The sequence below is a fragment of the Bradyrhizobium sp. 191 genome (assembly GCF_023100985.1).
GTDB classification, from domain to species: Bacteria; Pseudomonadota; Alphaproteobacteria; order Rhizobiales; family Xanthobacteraceae; genus Bradyrhizobium; species Bradyrhizobium diversitatis.
Genome location: NZ_CP064692.1, coordinates 6,430,624 through 6,449,793, shown reverse-complemented (window position 1 = coordinate 6,449,793; position 19,170 = coordinate 6,430,624). Strand labels below are relative to the sequence as shown.

Here is a 19,170-nt window from a genome sequence, read left to right as displayed (position 1 = left end):
TACGCCTTGCGGCTAACCCACCCTACTTTTCGCCGCCAGCTTCTTCATCGCCGCCTTGATCGAAGCGGCGGCATCGTCATAGTCCTCCCACGCCTTCGACCGCGGCAACAGGCCCGGCACGGTGCGCAGCGTGTAGCGCTTGGGATCGAGATCGCTCTTCACCTGCGCCCAGGTCAGCGGCATCGATACCGTGGCCCCGGCGCGCGCCCGGGGCGACAACGGGGCCACCGCCGTCGACATGCGGTCGTTGCGCAGATAATCCAGGAAGATCTTTCCCTTGCGCAGCTTCTTCGACATGTTGATCAGGTAGCGTTCGGGATCGTCGTCGGCCATCCACTGACAGACGCCTTGTGCGAAGGCCTTGGCCTCCTTCCAGCTCACCTTGTCGCGCGCACCATGGAGCAGCGGCACCACGACGTGCAGGCCCTTGCCGCCCGTGGTCTTGCAGAAGCTGTCCATGCCGATGTCGGAAAGGCGCTGCCGCATCTCCTTGGCCGCCTCGACGACGTCGGCGAAGTCGACGTCGGGCGCGGGATCGAGATCGAACACCAGCCGGCCCGGCGTGTCATAGGCATAAGGCGCGCAATTCCAGGGATGCAGCTCGACGCCGCCGATCTGCGCCACGGCGGCGAGTCCCTCGACGCGATCGATCTGGAGATAGGGCTTGCGGTCGCCGGAAACTCTTGCGAGCTCCAGAAGGTTCGACGTCCCCTGCATCGCATGGCGCTGGAAGAAGCATTCGCCCTTGATACCATCAGGCGCGCGGATCAGCGAACACGGCCGGCCCTTGAGGTGCACGATCATCCATTCGCCGACGGCTTCGAGATATCGGGCAAGGTCCAGCTTTGTGACGACGCCGCCGTCGCAGTCGTCGGGCCAGAGCTCCTTGTCCGGCTTGGAGATGACGACACCCATGATCTCGGCGTTTTGAGCGGTCTGCTTCGACTGCCGCCCCGTCTTCGTGCGCGCCGCCTTCCTGGCGGAGGGCTCGGCGAGCTCGGTATCGACGGGCGTCTCCGCCTCGACCTCCTCGGCAGGCTTGTCCTGCCGCAGTCCCTTGAACGCCGCCTGGCGAATGTTGCCGTCGGCGGTGAAGCCGGCGAACTCGATCTCGGCGACGAGCTCCGGCTTCAGCCAGTGCACCTCGCGGGTCTTCTTCGGCGCATTCTTGCCGCCGAAGGGGCTGTCCTTGGCCGCCATGGCTTTCAGCGCAGGCATGATGCGCTTGACCTTGTCCGCGCCGAAGCCGGTGCCGACCATGCCGACAAAGGCGAGATGATCACCGCGCTGCACGCCCGCCATCAGCGAGCGGAACTTGCCGCTCGTGGTCTTGTAGCCGCCGATCACGACCTCATGGCCGGCGCGGCATTTGGCCTTGGTCCAGCTCTCGGTGCGGCCGGATCGATAGGGCGCGTCCAGGTTCTTCGACACCACGCCTTCCAGCTCGAGCTTGCAGGCCGATTGCAGCACGGCATCGCCGCCGCTCTCGAAATGCTCGACATAGCGGATCTGCGCCGACTTGCGCTTGCGTGCCTCCAATAGCTCCTTGAGCTGCGCCTTGCGCTCCCCGAGTGGGAGCCGGCGGTAGTCCCGATTCTCCGCGAAGAGGAGATCGAAGGCAAAGAAAATGAGGTCGTCGGTCTTGCCGTCCGACAGTGCGGCCTGGAGCGAGGAGAAATTCGGCGCGCCGTTGTGATCGAGCGCGACGATCTCGCCGTCGATCACGACGTCCGGCAGCGAGGTCGCCTCCTTCGCGATCGAAGCGAACTTGTCGGTCCAGTCCAGGCCCTTGCGCGTCTTCAGCGTCGCCTCGCCGTCCTCGACCCGGAGCTGCACGCGGTAGCCGTCGAACTTGATCTCATGGCACCAGCCCTCGCCGGCCGGCGGCCGCTCGACCAGCGTGCAGAGCTGCGGCGCGACGAAGTCCGGCATCTCCGAGACCTTCTTCGCGTTGGTCGCCGTCGTGGCCCTCTTCTTCGCCGCCTTGCCGCGCTTCAGCGCGGTGCGCGGCGCCGGCTTCACCGTGCGCCCTTTCGTCTCCTCGACACGGTTGGACTTCCAGACTGCATCGGCCCTGCCCTTCGTGCCCTTCGCCAGCATGAACGGCCTTGGCGCGCGGCCCTTGCCGTCGGCGATCTGCTCCATCGCGCGGCCGGAGGCGACGGACCTGTCCTGCTCGAGAATGTCGTTGTCCGCGCCTTCGCGGACATAATCGTCACGATGCTTGATCAGGAGCCAGTTGCTCCGCTTCTCGCCGCCGCGGTTGCGCATGCGCACCAGGACCCAGCTGCCATGCAGCTTCTCGCCGTGCAGGGTGAACTTCAGATCGCCCTTCTTGAAGCCGGCTGCCGGATCGTCCGATTCCCAGGTGCCGCGGTCCCACAGCATCACCGTGCCGCCGCCGTACTGCCCTTCCGGAATCGTGCCTTCGAAATCGCCATAGTCGAGCGGATGGTCTTCCACCTCGACTGCCAGCCGCTTGTCGTGCGGATCGAGCGAGGGTCCCTTCGTCACCGCCCAGGACTTGAATACGCCGTCGAATTCGAGTCGCAGATCGTAGTGCAGGCGGCTGGCGTCGTGCTTCTGGATGACGAAGCGCCGCCGCTTCGACGGCGCCACGGCGCTCTTGCCCGATGGTTCGGGCGTCTTTTCGAAATCCCGCTTCTGTCGGTAAGTGGAGAGTTTTTGCAGCACGACCGGTCCCGCTTCTCTTTCGGCATTAAGCCTATCACGGCGAAAGTCCCGCCCGGAACCAAAACCCTATGGGACGGTTGGGGTTCCAAAACGCCTTGAAAACGCTGGAGAACGGAATGGCCCCGCGCGCCTATTGGAAGGGAACGTTGAAGCTGTCGCTGGTCAGTTGCCCGGTCGTGCTCTATCCGGCGACCACTGCGGCCGAGAAGACGCGGTTTCACCTGATCAACCGCGAGACCGGGAACCGGCTCAAGCAGCAGATGATCGATTCCGAGACCGGCGACGTCGTCGAGAGCGACCAGAAGGGCCGCGGCTACGAACTGCGCAAGGGCAAATATGTCGAGATCGAGCCGGAGGAGCTCGAAGCGGTCCAGATCGAGAGCAATCACACCATCGACATCGAGAGCTTCGTGCCGCGCGACGAGATCGATCAGCGCTATCTCAACCATCCCTACTACATCGCGCCCGACGGCAAGGCCGCGGTCGACGCCTTCGCCGTGATCCGCGACGCCATGAAGGACGAGGAGCGCGTCGCGCTCGCCAAGATCGTGCTGACCAACCGCGAGCACGTGATGGCGATCGAGCCGCTCGGCAAGGGCCTGCTCGGCACCACGCTGCGCTTCCCGTACGAGCTGCGCGAGGAGGACCAGTTCTTCGACGACATCAAGAGCCCGAAGATCACCAAGGACATGGTCGAGCTCGCCGGCCATATCCTGCGCACTAAGGCGGCGCATTTCGACCCCGGCAAGTTCAAGGACGAGTACGAGGACGCGCTGAAGGCGCTGGTGAAGCGCAAGGCCAGCGGCAAGAAGATCGAGCTGCCGGAGCCCGAGGAGCGACCGAGCAACGTCGTCAGCCTGATGGACGCGCTGAAGCAGAGCCTGAAGGGACGCGGCGGGAAGAAGACGGCGACGAAGTCGCATGCGCGGCGTGCGACCGGACGGCATCGCGCCGCGAAGAAGGCGCATCGGTCCACGGCGCGGCACAGGAAGGCGGGCTAATCCGGCTCGACGTGAGCTCGCGCCTCAACCTCCGTCGTCATGCCCGGGCTTGCCCCGGGCATCCACGTCTAACCCGTGCGCTGATGCACGTGGATGGCCGGGACAAGCCCGGCCATGACGGCTCGCTCGACGGTGCTAATCCCCCGCCTTCAGCCGGTACCCGATCCCGGTTTCCGTCAGCACGTATTGCGGCCGTTCCGGATCTGCTTCGATCTTCTGCCGGAGCTGGCGGACATAGACACGCAGATATTGCGCGTCGGTCAGTTCGTCCCACAGCTCCTTCAGCAGGAAGCGATGGGTGAGCACTTTGCCGGCGTGCTGCACCAGCACGCGCAACAGGTCATACTCCTTCGGCGAGAGCTTCACATCGCGCTCGCCGACCTTGACGATGCGGCGGACCAGATCGACCGAGAGATCGCCGGTGCGGAACACAGGGCGCTCGCCCATGACCTGAAGCTGGTGGCGCAGCGCGGCGCGCAGGCGCGCCAAAAGCTCCTCCATGCCGAACGGCTTGGTGAGATAATCGTCCGCGCCGAGATCCAGCGCCTGGACCTTGCCGGCCTCGTCGCCGCGGCTCGACAGCACCACGATCGGCACGGCTTCGTTGCGCGCGCGGATGGTGCGAAGCAGTTCGTGCCCCTGAACGTCGGGCAGACCGAGATCGAGGATGATCAGCGCCGGCTCTTCGTCGAGCTTCTCCAGCGCAGTCCTGCCGTTCGACGCCTCCAGTATCTCATAGCCTTGCGTGGTCAGCCCCATCCGCAGCAATTTGCGGATCGGCGGCTCGTCGTCGATGACCAGGACCTTGATCGGAGCAGCGCTCATGCGGCGGTATCCAATGCGTGGCTCTCTGCCGGAACGGGCAGGCGAATGGTGAGGACCGCGCCGCTCCGCTCGCTGCGATTGGCGGCGGAGATCGTGCCGCGCATCGCCTCGACGAAGCCACGGGAGATGGCGAGCCCGAGCCCGGTGCCGGGACGGACGTGATCGCCTTTCTGCGCGCGATAGAACTTGTCGAACACGCTCTCGAGCTCGGCAGGCGGAATGCCGGCCCCCTCGTCGGCGATATCGAGCACGACATGACCGCTCTCGCGCCGGCCGCGAATCGAGATCGTGGTCTCTGGTGGCGAATATTTTGCGGCATTGTCGAGCAGATTGAACAGCACCTGCTCGAACAGTACGGCATCGAGCTGGAGCATCGGCAGATCGGCGGCCAGCACCAGCTCGACCTTGTGTCGGCTAAGGATCTTGCTGGCGCGCCGCAGCGCGCTGCCCACGATTTCGCCGAGATCGTGCAGCGCCGTATTGGGCACGATAGCGCCGGATTCGAGCTTGGTCATGTCGAGCAGATTGGCAATGAAGCGGTTGAGCCGCTCGGATTCGTCGATCACGGTGGCGAGCAGGTCGCGCTTCTCGGTGTCGGAGAGGGCACCGGAAAGATCGCGCATGGTGGAGGCCGCCCCCAACACGGAGGCGAGCGGCGTCTTCAGGTCATGCGAGATCGAGGTCAACAGCGCCGAGCGCAGCCGCTCGGATTCGACCGTGCGCTTGACGCGGTCCATGTCCTCGACCAGCAGCACGCGCTCGATCGCGAGCGCGCCCTGGTCGACCAGCGCATCGAGCAGCCGGCGCTGGTCCGGCGTCAGCAGCGGGCCGGTGCGGTCGTTGTCGATGCCGATGACGCCGATCGGGCCGCGCCCGGTTCGCATCGGCAGGAACAGCCGCTTTGCGCCCGGCAACGTATCCGAGCCGCGGCCGGCGGGGCGATCGTTGCTCCAGGCCCAATTGGCGGCGGCAAGATCGGCCTGGTCGAGCTCGTCCTCCGGCGGATAGCCGGACTTCACCGTGAGCAGGCCCTCGTCAGGCAGCAGCAGCACCACGCGCACCTTCAGCATCAGCGCGATCTGGTAGGCGGTCGCCCACAGCACGTCGTCGAGCGTGGCGGTGCCGGCGAGCTTGCGACTGAAGGCATAGAGCTGCTCGGTCATCCTGATCCGGCCGATCGCGGTGTCGGCCTGGATGCGCACGCGCGCCGCGACATTGGAGACGATCATCGCCACCACCATGAACAGCACGAAGGCGGCGACGTTGGTCGGATCCGTGATGGTGAACGTGTAGATCGGCGGAATAAAGAAGAAATTGTAGCAGAGCGAGGCCGCGATCGTCGCCAGCAGGGACGGCCACAAGCCATAGCGCACGGCAACCACGACGACCGAAGTCAGCAGCACGAGGTCGACGTTCTCGATACCGAAACGGGGCTGGATCAGCTCCGCGGCGCCGAGACCGATCAGCACGATGCCGAGCGCCTTCAGATAGGGCAGCGGATCGAACGGCTCCGAGCGCGCGGCAGTCTGCACCGCCGTCTTTGGCGCAACCTCGCCGGGCAGCTCGTCACCGGCGATGACGTGGACGGTGATGTTGCCGGCGCGGCGCACCAGGTCGTGCACGACGGAGCCGCGCGTCATCTCGAACCAGCGCGAGCGCGTCGACTTGCCGATCACGATCTGGGTGACGTTGTTGCCTTGCGCGAAATTGACGACGTCATCGGCAATACGCCGGCCGACGGCGGGAATGGTCAGCGCTTCGCCGCCGAGAGCTTCCGCCAGCCGCAACGTGTCGGCCAGCCGATCGCGCTCCTCGTCGGACAATTGCAGGGATCGCCGCGTCTCGATCGAAATCGCGGTGAACGGCGCATGCAGCCGGTCGGCCAGCCGCTTGGTGTAGCGGACGAGGCCGGCGGCGCGCGGATCCTCGCTGACGCAGACGAGGATGCGCTCACCCGCGGCCCAGGGCCCGGCAATGGCATTGGCCTGCATGTGGGTGAGGAGCTGCTCGTCGACCCGCTCGGCGGTGCGCCGCAGTGCAAGCTCACGCAGCGCGGTGAGATTGCCCGGCGAGAAATAGTGCTCCAGCGCCCGCTCGGCCTGCTTGGGCACATAGACCTTACCCTCCTTCAGCCGCTGGATCAGATCGTCCGGCGTGAGGTCGATCAGCTCGATCGCGTCGGCGCGGTCGAATACCGAATCCGGCACGGTCTCGCGGACCCTGACATGGGTGATCTGGGCAACGACGTCGTTCAGGCTCTCGATGTGCTGGATGTTGACGGCGGTGTAGACGTCGATGCCGTGGGAGAGCAGCTCCTCGACGTCGAGATAGCGCTTGGGATGACGGCAAAGGGGCGCGTTGGTGTGGGCGAGCTCATCGACCAAAGCAATCTGCGGCCGCCGCGCGATGACCGCGTCGAGGTCCATCTCCTCGACGATCTGGCCGCGGTAGTCCAGCCTCTTGCGCGGGACCACTTCGAGATCGCGCACCAGCGCCTCGGTCTCGGCGCGGCCATGGGTCTCGACGAAACCGACCACGACATCGATGCCGGCCTTGCGCTTGGCATGGGCGCTTTGCAGCATCTCGTAGGTCTTGCCGACGCCGGGCGCGGCGCCGACGAAGATCTTCAGCTTGCCGCTCGCGCTCTCCTCCCGGCGCGCGGCTTCCAGCAGCGCTTCGGGAGAGGGACGTTGTTCGGGATCGCGGCGCTCTCGGACCATCAGGACGGTTACGGCTCGTTAGGTTGTTCGCCTGCCTCTTCGCCTCTCCCCGCGTGCGGGGAGAGGCCGGACTTCAAGCGCAGCTTGAATTTCGGGTGAGGGGGAGCCTCCACGAGTCCAATTGTCACCGTCGTCGTGGAGACTCCCCCTCACCCCAGCCCTCTCCCCGCAAGCGGGGAGAGGGAGAAGAAGGCTTCGTCCCAAATATAACCATCCGGGCGCCGCGAGCCTAGACTGCTACTTGGCGGCGATGCGATCGAGGGCGAGATTCAGCGCCAGAACGTTAACCCTGGGTTCGCCGAGCACGCCGAGCAGACGGCCTTCGGTGTTGGCGGTCACGAGCTGCTTGACCTGATCCTCAGGCAGATTCCGCGCCTTTGCCACGCGCGGCACCTGGAATTGCGCCGCTTCCGGCGAGATGTTCGGGTCGAGGCCGCTGGCCGAGGTCGTCACCAGGTCGACCGGCACGGCCGCGTTCGGATTCTCGCTCCTGAGCTTGTCCACATCCTCCTTGAGCCGGTCCGCCAGCGCCTTGCTGGTCGGGCCGAGGTTGGAGCCGCCCGAATTGGCGGCGTTGTAGGGGGCCGACACCGTCTTGGTCGAATCATTCGGGTCCGGCGCAACCGTCGCCGAGGGACGGCCATGGAAGTATTTGTCGTCCTTGAATTCCTGCCCGATCAGGGCGGAGCCTATCACCTTGCCGTCCTTCTCGATGAGGCTGCCCTGCGCCTGCACGGGAAACAACGTGCCGGCAATGGCGGTCATCGCGAGCGGATAGGCAAGGCCGGTGATGGCGGTGAGTGCCAGCAAGAGGACGATGGCGGGGCGGATTTCTCTGAGCATGTTGGGTCTCCAGTGTCTTCCGTCATTGCGAGCGAAGCGATCATCTCTCCCGTCGTTCCGGGGCGATGCGAAGCATCGAACCCGGAACCCCGAGATTCCGGGTTCGCCTCTACGAGGCGCCCCGGAATGACGGAAAACTTCGTCCCGCACTGACGGGATTAGGCCAAGTGCAAGGCAGTCACGACGAGGTCGATCGCCTTGATGCCGATGAAGGGGATGACGATGCCGCCAAGCCCGTAGATCAACAGGTTGCGCCGTAGCAGCGCGCCGGCACCGACGGCGCGATAGGCGACGCCCTTCAGCGCGAGCGGGATCAAGCCAATGATGATCAGCGCGTTGAAGATGATCGCCGACAGGATGGCGCTCTGCGGGCTCGACAGATTCATGACGTTGAGCGCGCTGAGCTGGGGGTAGAACGCCAGGAACATCGCCGGGATGATCGCGAAATACTTGGCGACGTCGTTGGCGATCGAGAACGTCGTCAGCGCGCCGCGCGTCATCAGCAGCTGCTTGCCGATCTCGACCACCTCGATCAGCTTGGTCGGGTTGGAGTCGAGGTCGACCATGTTGCCGGCCTCGCGGGCGGCCTGGGTGCCGGTGTTCATGGCGACGCCGACGTCGGCCTGGGCGAGCGCCGGCGCGTCGTTGGTGCCGTCGCCGCACATCGCCACCAGCTTGCCCTTGGCCTGCTCGTCGCGGATCAGCTTGAGCTTGTCCTCGGGAGTTGCCTGCGCCAGGAAGTCGTCGACGCCGGCCTCGGCCGCGATGGCGGCGGCCGTCATCGGATTGTCGCCGGTGATCATGATGGTGCGGATGCCCATGCGACGCAGCTCCGCGAAGCGCTCGCGAATGCCGCCCTTGACGATGTCCTTGAGCTGGACGACGCCGAGCAGCTTGCCGTCCTTGGCGACGGCCAGCGGCGTGCCGCCGGACTTCGACACGTCATCGGCAATGGCCTGGATCTCGCGGCCGAGCTCGGAAAGCGCGGCAGGCTGCATCGCCCGCGCAATGTTGCCGGAAGCGACCGCGATCGGAGCGCCGCCGCCGACATAGTTCAGCATGGCGTCGACCGCACCCTTGCGTACCGACGAGCCGCCGGCATCGACGCCGCTCATGCGGGTCTGCGCCGTGAACGGAACGAAGGTGGCGCCGAGCTCCGCCATGTCGCGGCCGCGGATGCCATACTTCTCCTTCGCCAGCACGACGATGGAGCGACCTTCCGGCGTCTCGTCCGCCAGCGAGGCGAGCTGGGCGGCGTCGGCCAACTCCTGCTCGGTCACACCGCGCACGGGACGGAACGCGGTCGCCTGCCGGTTGCCGAGCGTGATGGTGCCGGTCTTGTCGAGCAACAGCGTGTCGACGTCTCCGGCGGCTTCGACCGCGCGGCCCGACATCGCCAGCACGTTGAAGCGGACCAGGCGGTCCATGCCGGCGATGCCGATCGCCGACAGCAGCGCACCGATGGTGGTCGGGATCAGCGTCACGAACAGCGCCACAAGCACGATCACCGAGATCGAGCCGCCGGCATAGGCCGCGTAGCTCGGGATCGTCACGGTGGCGAACACGAAGATGATGGTGAGACCGGCGAGCAGAATGTTGAGCGCGATCTCGTTCGGCGTCTTCTGCCGCTCGGCGCCCTCGACCAGCTTGATCATGCGGTCGATGAAGGTCGAGCCCTGGGCTGCCGTGATGCGGACGCGAATCCAGTCCGACAGCACCTGCGTGCCGCCGGTCACCGCCGAACGGTCGCCGCCGGATTCGCGGATCACGGGCGCCGACTCGCCGGTGATGGCGGCCTCGTTGACGGAGGCAACGCCTTCGATCACTTCGCCGTCCGAGGGGATCGTGTCGCCCGCCTCGACCAGCACGAGATCGCCGACCTTCAGGCTCGTGCCTGATACGAGCTTGTAGTCGCGGCTCGCGCCGCTCAGGAGCTTGGCCTGGCTCTCGGTGCGGGTCTTGCGCAGCGTCTCGGCCTGCGCCTTGCCTCGGCCCTCGGCGACTGCTTCGGCAAGATTGGCGAACAGCACGGTGAACCACAGCCAGAGGATGATCTGGAAAGTGAAGGCGAGATTTTCCCCGCCGGTGAGGAGGTCGCGGACGAAGATCACGGTAGTGAGCGCGGCCACGATCTCGACCACGAACATCACGGGGTTCTTGATCATGGATCGCGGATCGAGCTTGGTGAAGGCAGCACCAATCGCGGGCACCACGATCCTGGGATCCAGCATCGCCGACACCGGCATGCGCTTGTTGGGTTTATGGACGGGTTCCATGGAGGTCACTCCGAAAGAGCTGGATCAGAACAGGTTGCCGGCGTTCATCGCGAGTTGCTCGACGATGGGGCCGAGCGCGAGCGCCGGGAAGAACGTCAGGCCGCCCATGATCAGGATGACGCCGACGACGAGACCGACGAACAGGCCTCCGGTGGTCGGGAACGTGCCCATCGACGGCGGGATCGACTTCTTGGCCGCGAGCGAACCCGCGATCGCCATCGCCGGCACGATCATGAAGAAGCGGCCGACGAACATCGCGCTGGCGAGCGTGAGATTGTAAAAGAAGGTGTTGCCGGTGAGGCCGGCGAAGGCCGAGCCGTTGTTGGCGGTCCCCGAGGTGAAGGCATACAGCACTTCGGTGAAGCCGTGCGGCCCGGCATTCGCCATGGAGGCGACCGCCGCCGGATAGACCACGCCGACGGCGGTCCAACCGAGAATCATCAGCGGCAGGACGAGAATGGCGAGCATCGCCATCTTGACCTCGCGCGCCTCGATCTTCTTGCCGACATATTCCGGCGTGCGGCCGACCATCAGGCCCGCGACGAAGATCGCGAGGATGACGAACAGCAGCATGCCGTACATGCCGGCGCCGACGCCGCCGACGATGATCTCACCGAGTTGCATGTTGATCAGCGGGATCATGCCGCCGAGCGCGGTGAAGCTGTCGTGCATGGCGTTGACGGCGCCGCACGAGGCGGCCGTGGTGATCACGGCGAACAGCGAGGACGCGACGATGCCGAAGCGGACCTCCTTGCCTTCCATGTTGCCGCCGGTCAGGCCCAGCGCGTGCATGGTCGAGGTGCCCTGCGCTTCCGCCCAATAGCAGACGCCGACGCCGGCGACGAACAGCAGACCCATCACGGCGAGGATCGCCCAGCCCTGGCGCTGGTTGCCGACCATGCGGCCGAACACGTTGGTCAGCGCGGCGCCGAGCACGAAGATCGACAGCATCTGCACGAAGTTCGACAGCGCGGTCGGGTTCTCGAAGGGGTGCGCAGCGTTGGCATTGAAGAAGCCGCCGCCGTTGGTGCCGAGCATCTTGATCGCGACCTGCGAGGCGACCGGACCGACCGCGATGGTCTGCTTGGCGCCTTCGAGCGTGGTCGCCTCGACATAGGCCCCGAGCGTCTGCGGTATGCCTTGCGACACCAGGAACAGCGCGTAGACGACGCAGATCGGCAGCAGGATATAAAGCGTGCAACGGGTTACATCGACCCAGAAGTTACCGACCGTGCGCATGGACGCGCGGGCAAAGCCGCGGATCAGCGCGACCGCGAGCACGATGCCGGTCGCCGCCGAGAGAAAATTCTGGTGCGTGAGGCCGACCATCTGGGTCAGATAGGACAGCGTGCTCTCGCCGCCGTAGTTCTGCCAGTTGGTGTTGGTGATGAAGGAGATCGCGGTGTTGAAGGACAGATCCTCGGCGACCGCGGACTGCCCGGCCGGGTTGAACGGCAGCACGGCCTGCAGCCGCATCAGGCTGTAGATGATGAGGAAGCCGCCGACATGGAACAGCAGCATCGCAACCGTGTAGGTCAGCCAGTGCTGCTCGCGCTTCTCGTCGACGCCGGAGATCCAGTAGATGCCGGCCTCGATCGGGCGCAGGACGGGCGACAGGAACGTGCGCTCGCCGTTGAACACGCGCGTCATGTACCAGCCGAGCGGCTTGGTCAGCGCGACGACGATCGCACAATAGAGAAAGATCTGGAACCAACCGATGACAGTCATGGCATTAACCCTTCAGGCTTCGGGTCCGGCGCAATAGCGGCAGGAGCAGCGCAAGCAGGCCAGCAACGAGCGCGGCATCGGCCAGCAGCAACTGGATGATCAGCAGCACGGCGTCAGAACCGCTCGGGCCGCAGCAGTGCGTAGGTGAGATAGACCAGGAGGCCGAACGAGACGGCGCCGGCGAGCGTATAGTCGAAGATCATGATCCGCTCCGTCACAGCCGTTCGCAGGCATAGGTGTAACCGATCGCGAGCGCGAAGAAGCCGAAGCCCAGCGCCAGCATCAGAAGGTCCATCATGACGATACTCCTCAGTTGAGACGTTTCCGGCATAGCCCGTCTCTGGATTCCGGCGGGCCGCTTGCGGCGACCGAAGGCGGCGCGGCCGGGAACTTCACCGCGCTGACTTGCCACCGCGCACATAGGTTTTCGAGATGGAGCCTATGGCGACGTTATAGGAATCTCATAAAGGCCGGCTCGCCATGACCGGCGGCGACGTGACGCCGGCAATGCATTCCAGGCGGTCGTTCCGGGCCGGCAGCGCAGCGGCGCGGCCCACCATCCCTCTCGCAATCGTGGTTACAGCAAGCCGTGGCGAAGGTCTTTTCAGAATGCCCTTCTTCCATAAGCCCCCACCTTCGGCGGAGATGACAGTCGAAGATCCGGCGCGCCTGGACGGAAGACTCCGTCCACTTATGAAATCCCTATATCTCTCGCCCGATCCCTATCTCGCTTTCAAATGCCCTCCGGGCCATCTTGGAGAGGCCGGCCGACTGACCGACGCCAACTTCAGGAGGCCTGACATGACCGCTGCTCTCCGACGCTACGATCCGCCATCACTCGGCGACCGCTTGCGCAATGCGCAGGCGATGACGCGACCGCTGATGATCGAGATCATCGAAACGGCCTCCCGGCGCATCCCCGCGCTCGGACAGAGCGGGCGCACCGCACGCCTCACGCGCCTGATCGACGCCGAGGCGTGGGCCGACGCGGCGCTGGCGCTGATGGAGCTGGAGCTGCCGATGTGGCAGGTCCGCCGCATCGCCTATGACGAGGGTGAGTGGCATTGCGCGCTCTCGCGCGAGCGCGAGCTGCCGGACTGGCTGGACGATGCGATCGAGGCGCACCATGCCGAGCTCGCGCTCGCCCTGCTGTCGGCGTTCCTCGAGGTGCGGGTGCTGGCGACGGATGTGTCGCGGCCGAGCGTTCCTTCCGTCCGCCCTTTGCCGGATCCGCTTTGCGAGCCGGTCGCCTGCGATCACTACGGCTAGACCCGACGCCATGCCGCAAGCTCCGGACATGCCGCGCACGCAGAGCCCGGCGCGCGTGATCGCGCGATTCGCCGTCCGCCTCGTGCTGCTCATGGGCTTTGCCGCATTGGGCAGCGTCGGCTTCGGCCGGAGCCTCGTCGCCCTGCTCTGGATGTCGATCGTCCTGTGCGCGCTCGCCAGCCTCGCCAGGCGGGAGCCGCTGTTCGGCGCTGCGCTCAATCATTGGGACGAGGCTGTCGCGTTCGGCGCGCTGTTCGCGCTGGTCCACGTCGTCATCGATCCGGCCTGAACGACACAGTTTCGGCTTTATGATCTTCCTATGAGATCGCGGCTCGCCCGCCCTCGAAATCATATTCGCGACTGAGGATATTGAGCACGCCGGCAAGGACCTGCGTCCGAAACCGCCGTCGTTCCGAAGGATCAAACCCGTGAAACTCGTCGAACCTCCCTCGTGCAGTTCGCCTTCGACCATCGTCTTCATCGGCCGCAATCGCCGGGGACAATGGGTCGCTCAGGAGCAGAGCGGCCTCTATGGCGGCCTGTTCGTCAGCCGCGCCCAGGCGATCAAATATGCGCTGTTCGAGAACGGACAGCATCCCGAAACCATCGTCGAGCTGCCGCGCGAGATCGAGCTCGACATGGGCAAGCGCCCCAGCACCACCGTCGCGCGGCGCGTCGCCTGAGCCAACAGGGGAAAACCAATGCTCATCCCTCCCGCCGCCTGGTTCACCGGATTCATTCCTGACCTGCCGACCCCGTTCGACGCGGCAGATGCGATCGATCTCGAGGCATTCGCCGCACTGTGCGAGCGACAGGTCGCGGCCGGCGTTCCCGCCATCGTGGTCTGCGAGACGGCGGGGGAAGCGCCGACGCTCTCGCCGGCCGAGCAGGAGCTCGTCATCCGCACCGCGGTCGACGTCGCCCGCGGCCGCGTGCGGGTCATCGCTGGCGCGGTATCCAACGCAACCAGCCACGCCATCGAGCTTGCGCGGCGCGCGGAGGCAGCCGGGGCCGATGCCGTCATGTCGGTCGTGCCCGCCTACAACAAGCCGATGCAGGAAGGCATGCTCGCGCATTTCCGCGCCATCGCCGGTGCGATCGGACTGCCCGTGATCCTGCACGACAATCCCTCCCGCACGCTGCGCCCGCTCGCCGACGAGACGCTTCTGCGTCTGGTCGAGTCCCGCCAGTTCGTCGGCCTGCGCGATGGGAGCGGTGACATCACCCGTCCGATGCGGCTGTCCCGCAACCTGCCGGCAAGTTTTCGCTTTCTCTCCGGCGAGGAAACCACCGCATTCGGCTTCATCGCGGACGGCGGCGACGGCGCGATCTCGGAAGTCGCCAGCATCGCGCCGGATCTCTGTCGCACGATCTTCTCGCACGTCAGGCAGGGCCGGCTGCAATCCGCCCGTTATCTGCACAAGCGCCTGATCCCGCTCATCGCCTGCCTGTCCAGGGAAAGTCCGGCCGCGCTCAAATACGGTCTCAACCTCCTTGGCCTGATGTCCGCCGCGACCAGGCTTCCGATCGTGCCGCTGGACGCAGCCGCGCAGAGAGGCGTGGTGCGCGCATTCGCTGCGATCGCCGACGAAGAATTGATCGACAGCGTCGGAGCCTGACTGGCGGGACGTTCCATTCCGTTCTCTCGATTTCCGTGACGTATCTCGAAGGCACCTCCACGTCTGGCAGACGCGGGCGCGAGGATCGGCATCCCTATGACATTCCTATGCGGGAACGCCGGCGCTCATCTCGCAATCCTACGCGGCGATCGACATCATAAACCGCAGATTGGCGCGGCCGTCTCGCCGCGCCAGGAATGAGGACTTCCACAATGTCGATCCTGACACATGACCTTGATCGGCCCTTGGAGGCCGAACGCCCGATGCGCATCTCCGATACGCGCAAGGCGCAGCTCTCGCGCATCGCGCTCCAGGCGCTCGGCCTGCTCTCGATGGGCAGCGTGCTCACCGCGCTGATCGCGCTGAGAACCGCAATCCATATCTGGCACTTCCCCGCCTGACCGGCGCGGCAGAGATCATGACCTTGCAGATCCGTGAGGAGGCCGCCATGGCCGCGATCGCCCTCCCGCAGCGCGGTCGCAAGGCCCGGTTGAAGCCAGCTATCCCGCGGAAAAGGCGTTGCCTAAAAGTACCTGCCCGATCTGGCGCAATTTCATGGAACGGTGTAGAGCGGTTTCATGAGCACTGGCAACGTCAACGTCGTCGCGCACCCCCTGGTCCAGCACAAGCTCTCCCTGATGCGGGAGAAGGACCGCTCGACCAAGAGCTTTCGCGAGATCCTGAACGAGATCGGGATGCTGCTGTGCTACGAGGTGACGCGCGACCTGCCGCTGGAGCTGGTCGAGATCGAGACGCCGATCGCGCCGATGCGGGCGCCCAAGATCGCCGGCAAGAAGCTCACGCTGGCGCCGATTTTGCGCGCCGGCGTCGGCTTCCTCGACGGCATGCTCGCCCTGATGCCTTCGGCGCGCATCGCCCATATCGGGCTCTACCGCGACCCCGAGACGCTGCAGGCCGTGGAATATTACTTCAAGGCGCCGCAGGACCTGTCCGACCGCACCGTGATCCTGATGGACCCGATGCTGGCGACCGGCAACTCGGCCTGCGCCGGCGCCTCCCTGCTCAAGGCGCGCGGCGCCCGCGACATCCGTTTCGTCTGTCTTCTAGCCGCGCCCGAGGGCATCGCCCGGTTTCAGAGCGAGCATGGCGACGTGCCGATCTGGACCGCCGCGATCGACGAGCGGCTCAACGACCACGGCTACATCGTGCCGGGCCTGGGCGATGCCGGCGACCGGATGTTCGGCACCAAGTAGACAGCTTGGCGCGATCGGGATACTCCGATTGCCATGAGCGCCAACGACTTTTCACTGCAATCGCTGATCCGTATCGAGACCGCCGCCGATCCCGCCCTGGTATTTGGCGACACACCCGTCTCTCGCGCGGAATTCTCGACGAAGGTCGAGCAGACTGCCGCCTGGCTTGCGGCCCAAGGCATCGGCAAGGGCGACGTCGTCGCGGTCTGGCTGGTCAACCGGATCGAGTGGCTGGCACTGCTGTTCGCCGCCGCACGGCTCGGCGCGGTCGTCGCCGCCGTCAATACGCGCTACCGCGGCGCGGAAGTCGCGCACCTGCTCAAGGTGTCCGGTGCCAGGCTGATGGTGGTCGAGGCCGCTTTCCGCTCGATCGACTTTGCCGCCATCCTCGCCGATATCGCCAAGGCCGAGGTGCCCGCGCTGCAAAAGCTCGCCGTGGTCGGCGCGGATGCGATCCCGGCGCACTGGCCCTGCGTGCGGTTCGATGCCTTCGACAAGTCCTATCCGCCGGCTCCGCCTGCTCAAGGCGACGTCGACCTGCCGGTGCTGCTCTACACGACGTCAGGCACGACCAAGGGGCCGAAGCTCGTCGCACATTCGCAGCGGACGCTGGCGACGCACGCCACCTCCGTCGCCCACGCGCTCCGGCTCGATCACCAGCGTCATTCGCTGCTGGCCATGCTGCCGTTCTGCGGCACCTTCGGCATGACCAGCCTGCTCGGCTTCATCGCAGCCGGCGCCACTATCCATGTACTCGACGCCTTCGAAGCGGCGCCGGCCCTGAAGATCCTCAGCGAGTGCAGGATCACGCACTCTTTCGGCTCGGACGAGATGTTCCGCCGCATCCTCGCCCTCACCGATGCGCCACGCCCATTTCCAAATCTCGAGGTCTGCGGCTTCGCCGCGTTTCAGCCCGGCTGGCGCGAGCTTGCCGCGGAGGCCGAGCCGCGCGGCATGCTGTTGTTCGGCCTCTACGGCTCGAGCGAGGTGCAGGCGCTGTTCTCGATCTCCCGCGCCGGTGATGCCTTCGCCTGCCGCATCGAGGGCGGCGGCTGGCCAATGTCGCACAATGCGAAAGTCCGCATCCGCGACATCGAGACCGGCGAGCTTGCGGCCCAGGGCGTCTCCGGGGAGATCGAGATCAGCGCACCGTCACGCTTCCTCGGCTATTTCAACAATCCCGAGGCGACGCGCGAGGCGATCACCGCCGACGGGTTCTTCCGCACCGGCGACATCGGCCGGCTGCGCGGCGATGGCTCCTTCGTCTACGAGACGCGCGCCGGCGACGCGATGCGTCTCGGCGGCTTCCTGGTCGGGCCGGGCGAGATCGAGGACGAGCTCAAATCGTGCACCGGCGTGGCCGACGCCCAGGTGGTTGCCGTCGATCTGAAGGGCCAGGCGCGCTGCGTCGCCTTCGTGATTCCGGCAGGGGAGCCGCCACAGCAGGAAGCGCTCACGGCGCGTCTGCGCGAGCGGCTCGCCGGCTACAAGGTGCCGGCGCGGATCTATGTCGTGGACGCTTTCCCCGTCACCGACAGCGCCAACGGCGTCAAGATCCAGCGCGCGAGGCTTCGTGCCATGGCGATGGAGCGGATCGCTGCCGAATAGGCCGCCTCTCTGGTTTCCGCTCGAACAGTCGCTCAGTACGACTTCGCGAGCCCCAGCACCTTTTCTGCGATGAAGCTGAGCGCGAGCTGCGGGCTGACCGGCGCGATGCGCGGGATCAGCACTTCGCGCAAGTAGCGCTCGACGTGGAATTCCTTGGCATAGCCGAAGCCGCCATGGGTCATCACCGCCTGCTCGCAGGCCGAGAAGCCCGCTTCGCCGGCGAGATATTTCGCGGCATTGGCTGCGGCGCCGCACGGCATGCCCTTGTCGTATTGCCACGCCGCCGACATCACCATCAGCCAGGCGGCCTCGAGCTCGACCCAGTTCACTGCGAGCGGATGCTGGATGCCCTGGTTCTTGCCGATCGGGCGGTTGAAGACGACGCGGGTCTTGGCGTATTCGGTGGCGCGCGACAGCGCGAGCTTGCCGAGGCCGACCGCCTCCGCGGCAATCAGGATGCGCTCGGGGTTCATGCCTTCGAGGATGTACTCGAAGCCCTTGCCTTCCTCGCCGATACGGTCCTCCATCGGAATTTCAAAGTCCTCGAAGAACAGCTCGTTAGAGTCGACGATCTTGCGGCCCATCTTCTCGATCTCGTGGACCTTGATCCTGTTGCGGTCGAAATCGGTATAGAACAGGCTGAGGCCGTGGGTCGGCGAGCGCACCTCTTCCAGCGGCGTGGTGCGCGCCAGCAGCAGGATCTTGTGCGCGACCTGCGCGGTCGAGATCCACACCTTCTGCCCGTTAACGATGTAGCGGTCGTTCTTGGCGACCGCACGTGTCTTGAGCTGCGTGGTGTTGAGACCGGTGTTGGGCTCAGTCACGGCAAAGCAGGCCTTCTCGCGGCCCTCGACCATCGGCGGCAGCATGCGCCTGCGCTGTTCTTCCGTGCCAAACACGACGACGGGATTGAGGCCGAACACGTTGATGTGCACCGCGGAGGCGCCGGACATGCCGGCGCCGGACTCCGCGATGGTTCGCATCATGACCGCGGCTTCGGTGATGCCGAGCCCGGAGCCGCCATATTCTTCCGGCACGCAGATACCGAGCCAGCCGGCGTCCGCCAGCGCCTTGTGGAAATCGTGCGGGAAGCCGCCGTCGTGATCCTTCTTCAGCCAGTATGCGTCGGGAAAGCCCTCGCAGATCTTGGCGACGGCGTCGCGTATGGCTTCCTGCTGATCGGTGAGCGCGAAATCCATGTCCTCGATCTCCTTCTCGGGAGCCGCGGCCGCGCCATCTCCCTTCTCTTCGCGTTCCCCACGCAAAGGCCGTGGCCGCTTGCTGCGCCCGGGCGTGCCTTCGCCCGCGTTCTTTAGCTCGAAAAACCGGGTACAGATACGTGAAATTGGCGATCAACTGTGTCTAACATGCAT

At 65.7% G+C, this 19,170-nt stretch carries 16 protein-coding genes; 8 read left to right on the top strand and 8 right to left on the bottom strand.

Going from position 1 to position 19,170, the window contains the following annotated elements:
• Nucleotides 1–12: 12 nt before the first annotated feature.
• Nucleotides 13–2,694 carry a DNA ligase D gene (ligD, locus tag IVB23_RS30225; protein ID WP_247801036.1) on the bottom strand — a complete coding sequence of 894 codons (2,682 nt, stop codon included), beginning with the start codon at nt 2,692–2,694 and terminating at the stop codon, nt 13–15.
• A gap of 116 nt (nt 2,695–2,810) precedes the next feature.
• On the opposite strand from ligD, the gene IVB23_RS30220 reads away from it, so the two are divergent.
• Nucleotides 2,811–3,695 carry a Ku protein gene (locus tag IVB23_RS30220; protein ID WP_197968902.1) on the top strand — a complete coding sequence of 295 codons (885 nt, stop codon included), beginning with the start codon at nt 2,811–2,813 and terminating at the stop codon, nt 3,693–3,695.
• Nucleotides 3,696–3,830: 135 nt separating this feature from the next.
• On the opposite strand, the gene IVB23_RS30215 is transcribed toward IVB23_RS30220, so the two are convergent.
• From IVB23_RS30215 to IVB23_RS30190, 6 genes are all read right to left on the bottom strand, one after another.
• Entirely contained in the window at nt 3,831–4,520 is a 690-nt protein-coding gene (locus IVB23_RS30215) for a response regulator transcription factor (RefSeq protein WP_197968901.1), read from the bottom strand.
• The gene (locus tag IVB23_RS30210; RefSeq protein ID WP_247801035.1) at nt 4,517–7,240 is read right to left on the bottom strand and encodes a sensor histidine kinase KdpD; all 2,724 of its coding nucleotides are present in this window, start codon (nt 7,238–7,240) and stop codon (nt 4,517–4,519) included. The genes IVB23_RS30215 and IVB23_RS30210 overlap by 4 nt, the downstream gene beginning before the upstream one ends.
• A gap of 237 nt (nt 7,241–7,477) precedes the next feature.
• Nucleotides 7,478–8,083 carry a K(+)-transporting ATPase subunit C gene (locus tag IVB23_RS30205; RefSeq protein ID WP_247801034.1) on the bottom strand — a complete coding sequence of 202 codons (606 nt, stop codon included), beginning with the start codon at nt 8,081–8,083 and terminating at the stop codon, nt 7,478–7,480.
• 158 nt (nt 8,084–8,241) lie between these two features.
• Nucleotides 8,242–10,359: a potassium-transporting ATPase subunit KdpB gene (gene kdpB / locus IVB23_RS30200; RefSeq protein WP_247801033.1), complete on the bottom strand. Its 2,118-nt coding sequence runs from the start codon at nt 10,357–10,359 to the stop codon at nt 8,242–8,244.
• 24 nt (nt 10,360–10,383) lie between these two features.
• Nucleotides 10,384–12,087, bottom strand: coding sequence for a potassium-transporting ATPase subunit KdpA (gene kdpA / locus IVB23_RS30195; RefSeq protein ID WP_247801032.1), 1,704 nt, complete (start codon nt 12,085–12,087; stop codon nt 10,384–10,386).
• A gap of 113 nt (nt 12,088–12,200) precedes the next feature.
• On the bottom strand, nt 12,201–12,290 hold the full coding sequence (locus IVB23_RS30190) for a K(+)-transporting ATPase subunit F (RefSeq protein WP_239626727.1): 90 nt from the start codon (nt 12,288–12,290) through the stop codon (nt 12,201–12,203).
• A 598-nt stretch (nt 12,291–12,888) separates the two neighbouring features.
• On the opposite strand from IVB23_RS30190, the gene IVB23_RS30185 reads away from it, so the two are divergent.
• The 7 genes from IVB23_RS30185 to IVB23_RS30155 all read left to right on the top strand — a co-directional run bounded on the left by IVB23_RS30185 (nt 12,889) and on the right by IVB23_RS30155 (nt 17,797).
• Nucleotides 12,889–13,356: a hypothetical protein gene (locus IVB23_RS30185; RefSeq protein ID WP_247801031.1), complete on the top strand. Its 468-nt coding sequence runs from the start codon at nt 12,889–12,891 to the stop codon at nt 13,354–13,356.
• 10 nt (nt 13,357–13,366) lie between these two features.
• Nucleotides 13,367–13,645 carry a hypothetical protein gene (locus IVB23_RS30180; protein ID WP_197968896.1) on the top strand — a complete coding sequence of 93 codons (279 nt, stop codon included), beginning with the start codon at nt 13,367–13,369 and terminating at the stop codon, nt 13,643–13,645.
• A gap of 139 nt (nt 13,646–13,784) precedes the next feature.
• The gene (locus tag IVB23_RS30175) at nt 13,785–14,039 is read left to right on the top strand and encodes a hypothetical protein (RefSeq protein WP_197968895.1); all 255 of its coding nucleotides are present in this window, start codon (nt 13,785–13,787) and stop codon (nt 14,037–14,039) included.
• Nucleotides 14,040–14,057: 18 nt separating this feature from the next.
• Complete coding sequence (dapA, locus tag IVB23_RS30170; RefSeq protein ID WP_247801030.1) at nt 14,058–14,975, top strand: 4-hydroxy-tetrahydrodipicolinate synthase; 918 nt, start codon at nt 14,058–14,060, stop codon at nt 14,973–14,975.
• A 212-nt stretch (nt 14,976–15,187) separates the two neighbouring features.
• Entirely contained in the window at nt 15,188–15,376 is a 189-nt protein-coding gene (locus IVB23_RS30165) for a hypothetical protein (RefSeq protein ID WP_247801029.1), read from the top strand.
• Between the two features lie 177 nt (nt 15,377–15,553).
• Nucleotides 15,554–16,189: a uracil phosphoribosyltransferase gene (gene upp, locus IVB23_RS30160; protein ID WP_247801028.1), complete on the top strand. Its 636-nt coding sequence runs from the start codon at nt 15,554–15,556 to the stop codon at nt 16,187–16,189.
• A 33-nt stretch (nt 16,190–16,222) separates the two neighbouring features.
• A complete protein-coding gene (locus IVB23_RS30155) occupies nt 16,223–17,797 on the top strand; it encodes an AMP-binding protein (RefSeq protein WP_247801027.1) in 1,575 nt (524 codons plus the stop codon).
• A 32-nt stretch (nt 17,798–17,829) separates the two neighbouring features.
• On the opposite strand, the gene IVB23_RS30150 is transcribed toward IVB23_RS30155, so the two are convergent.
• Nucleotides 17,830–18,996, bottom strand: a complete 1,167-nt coding sequence (locus IVB23_RS30150) for an acyl-CoA dehydrogenase family protein (RefSeq protein ID WP_061877093.1) — start codon at nt 18,994–18,996, stop codon at nt 17,830–17,832.
• Nucleotides 18,997–19,170: the final 174 nt, after the last annotated feature.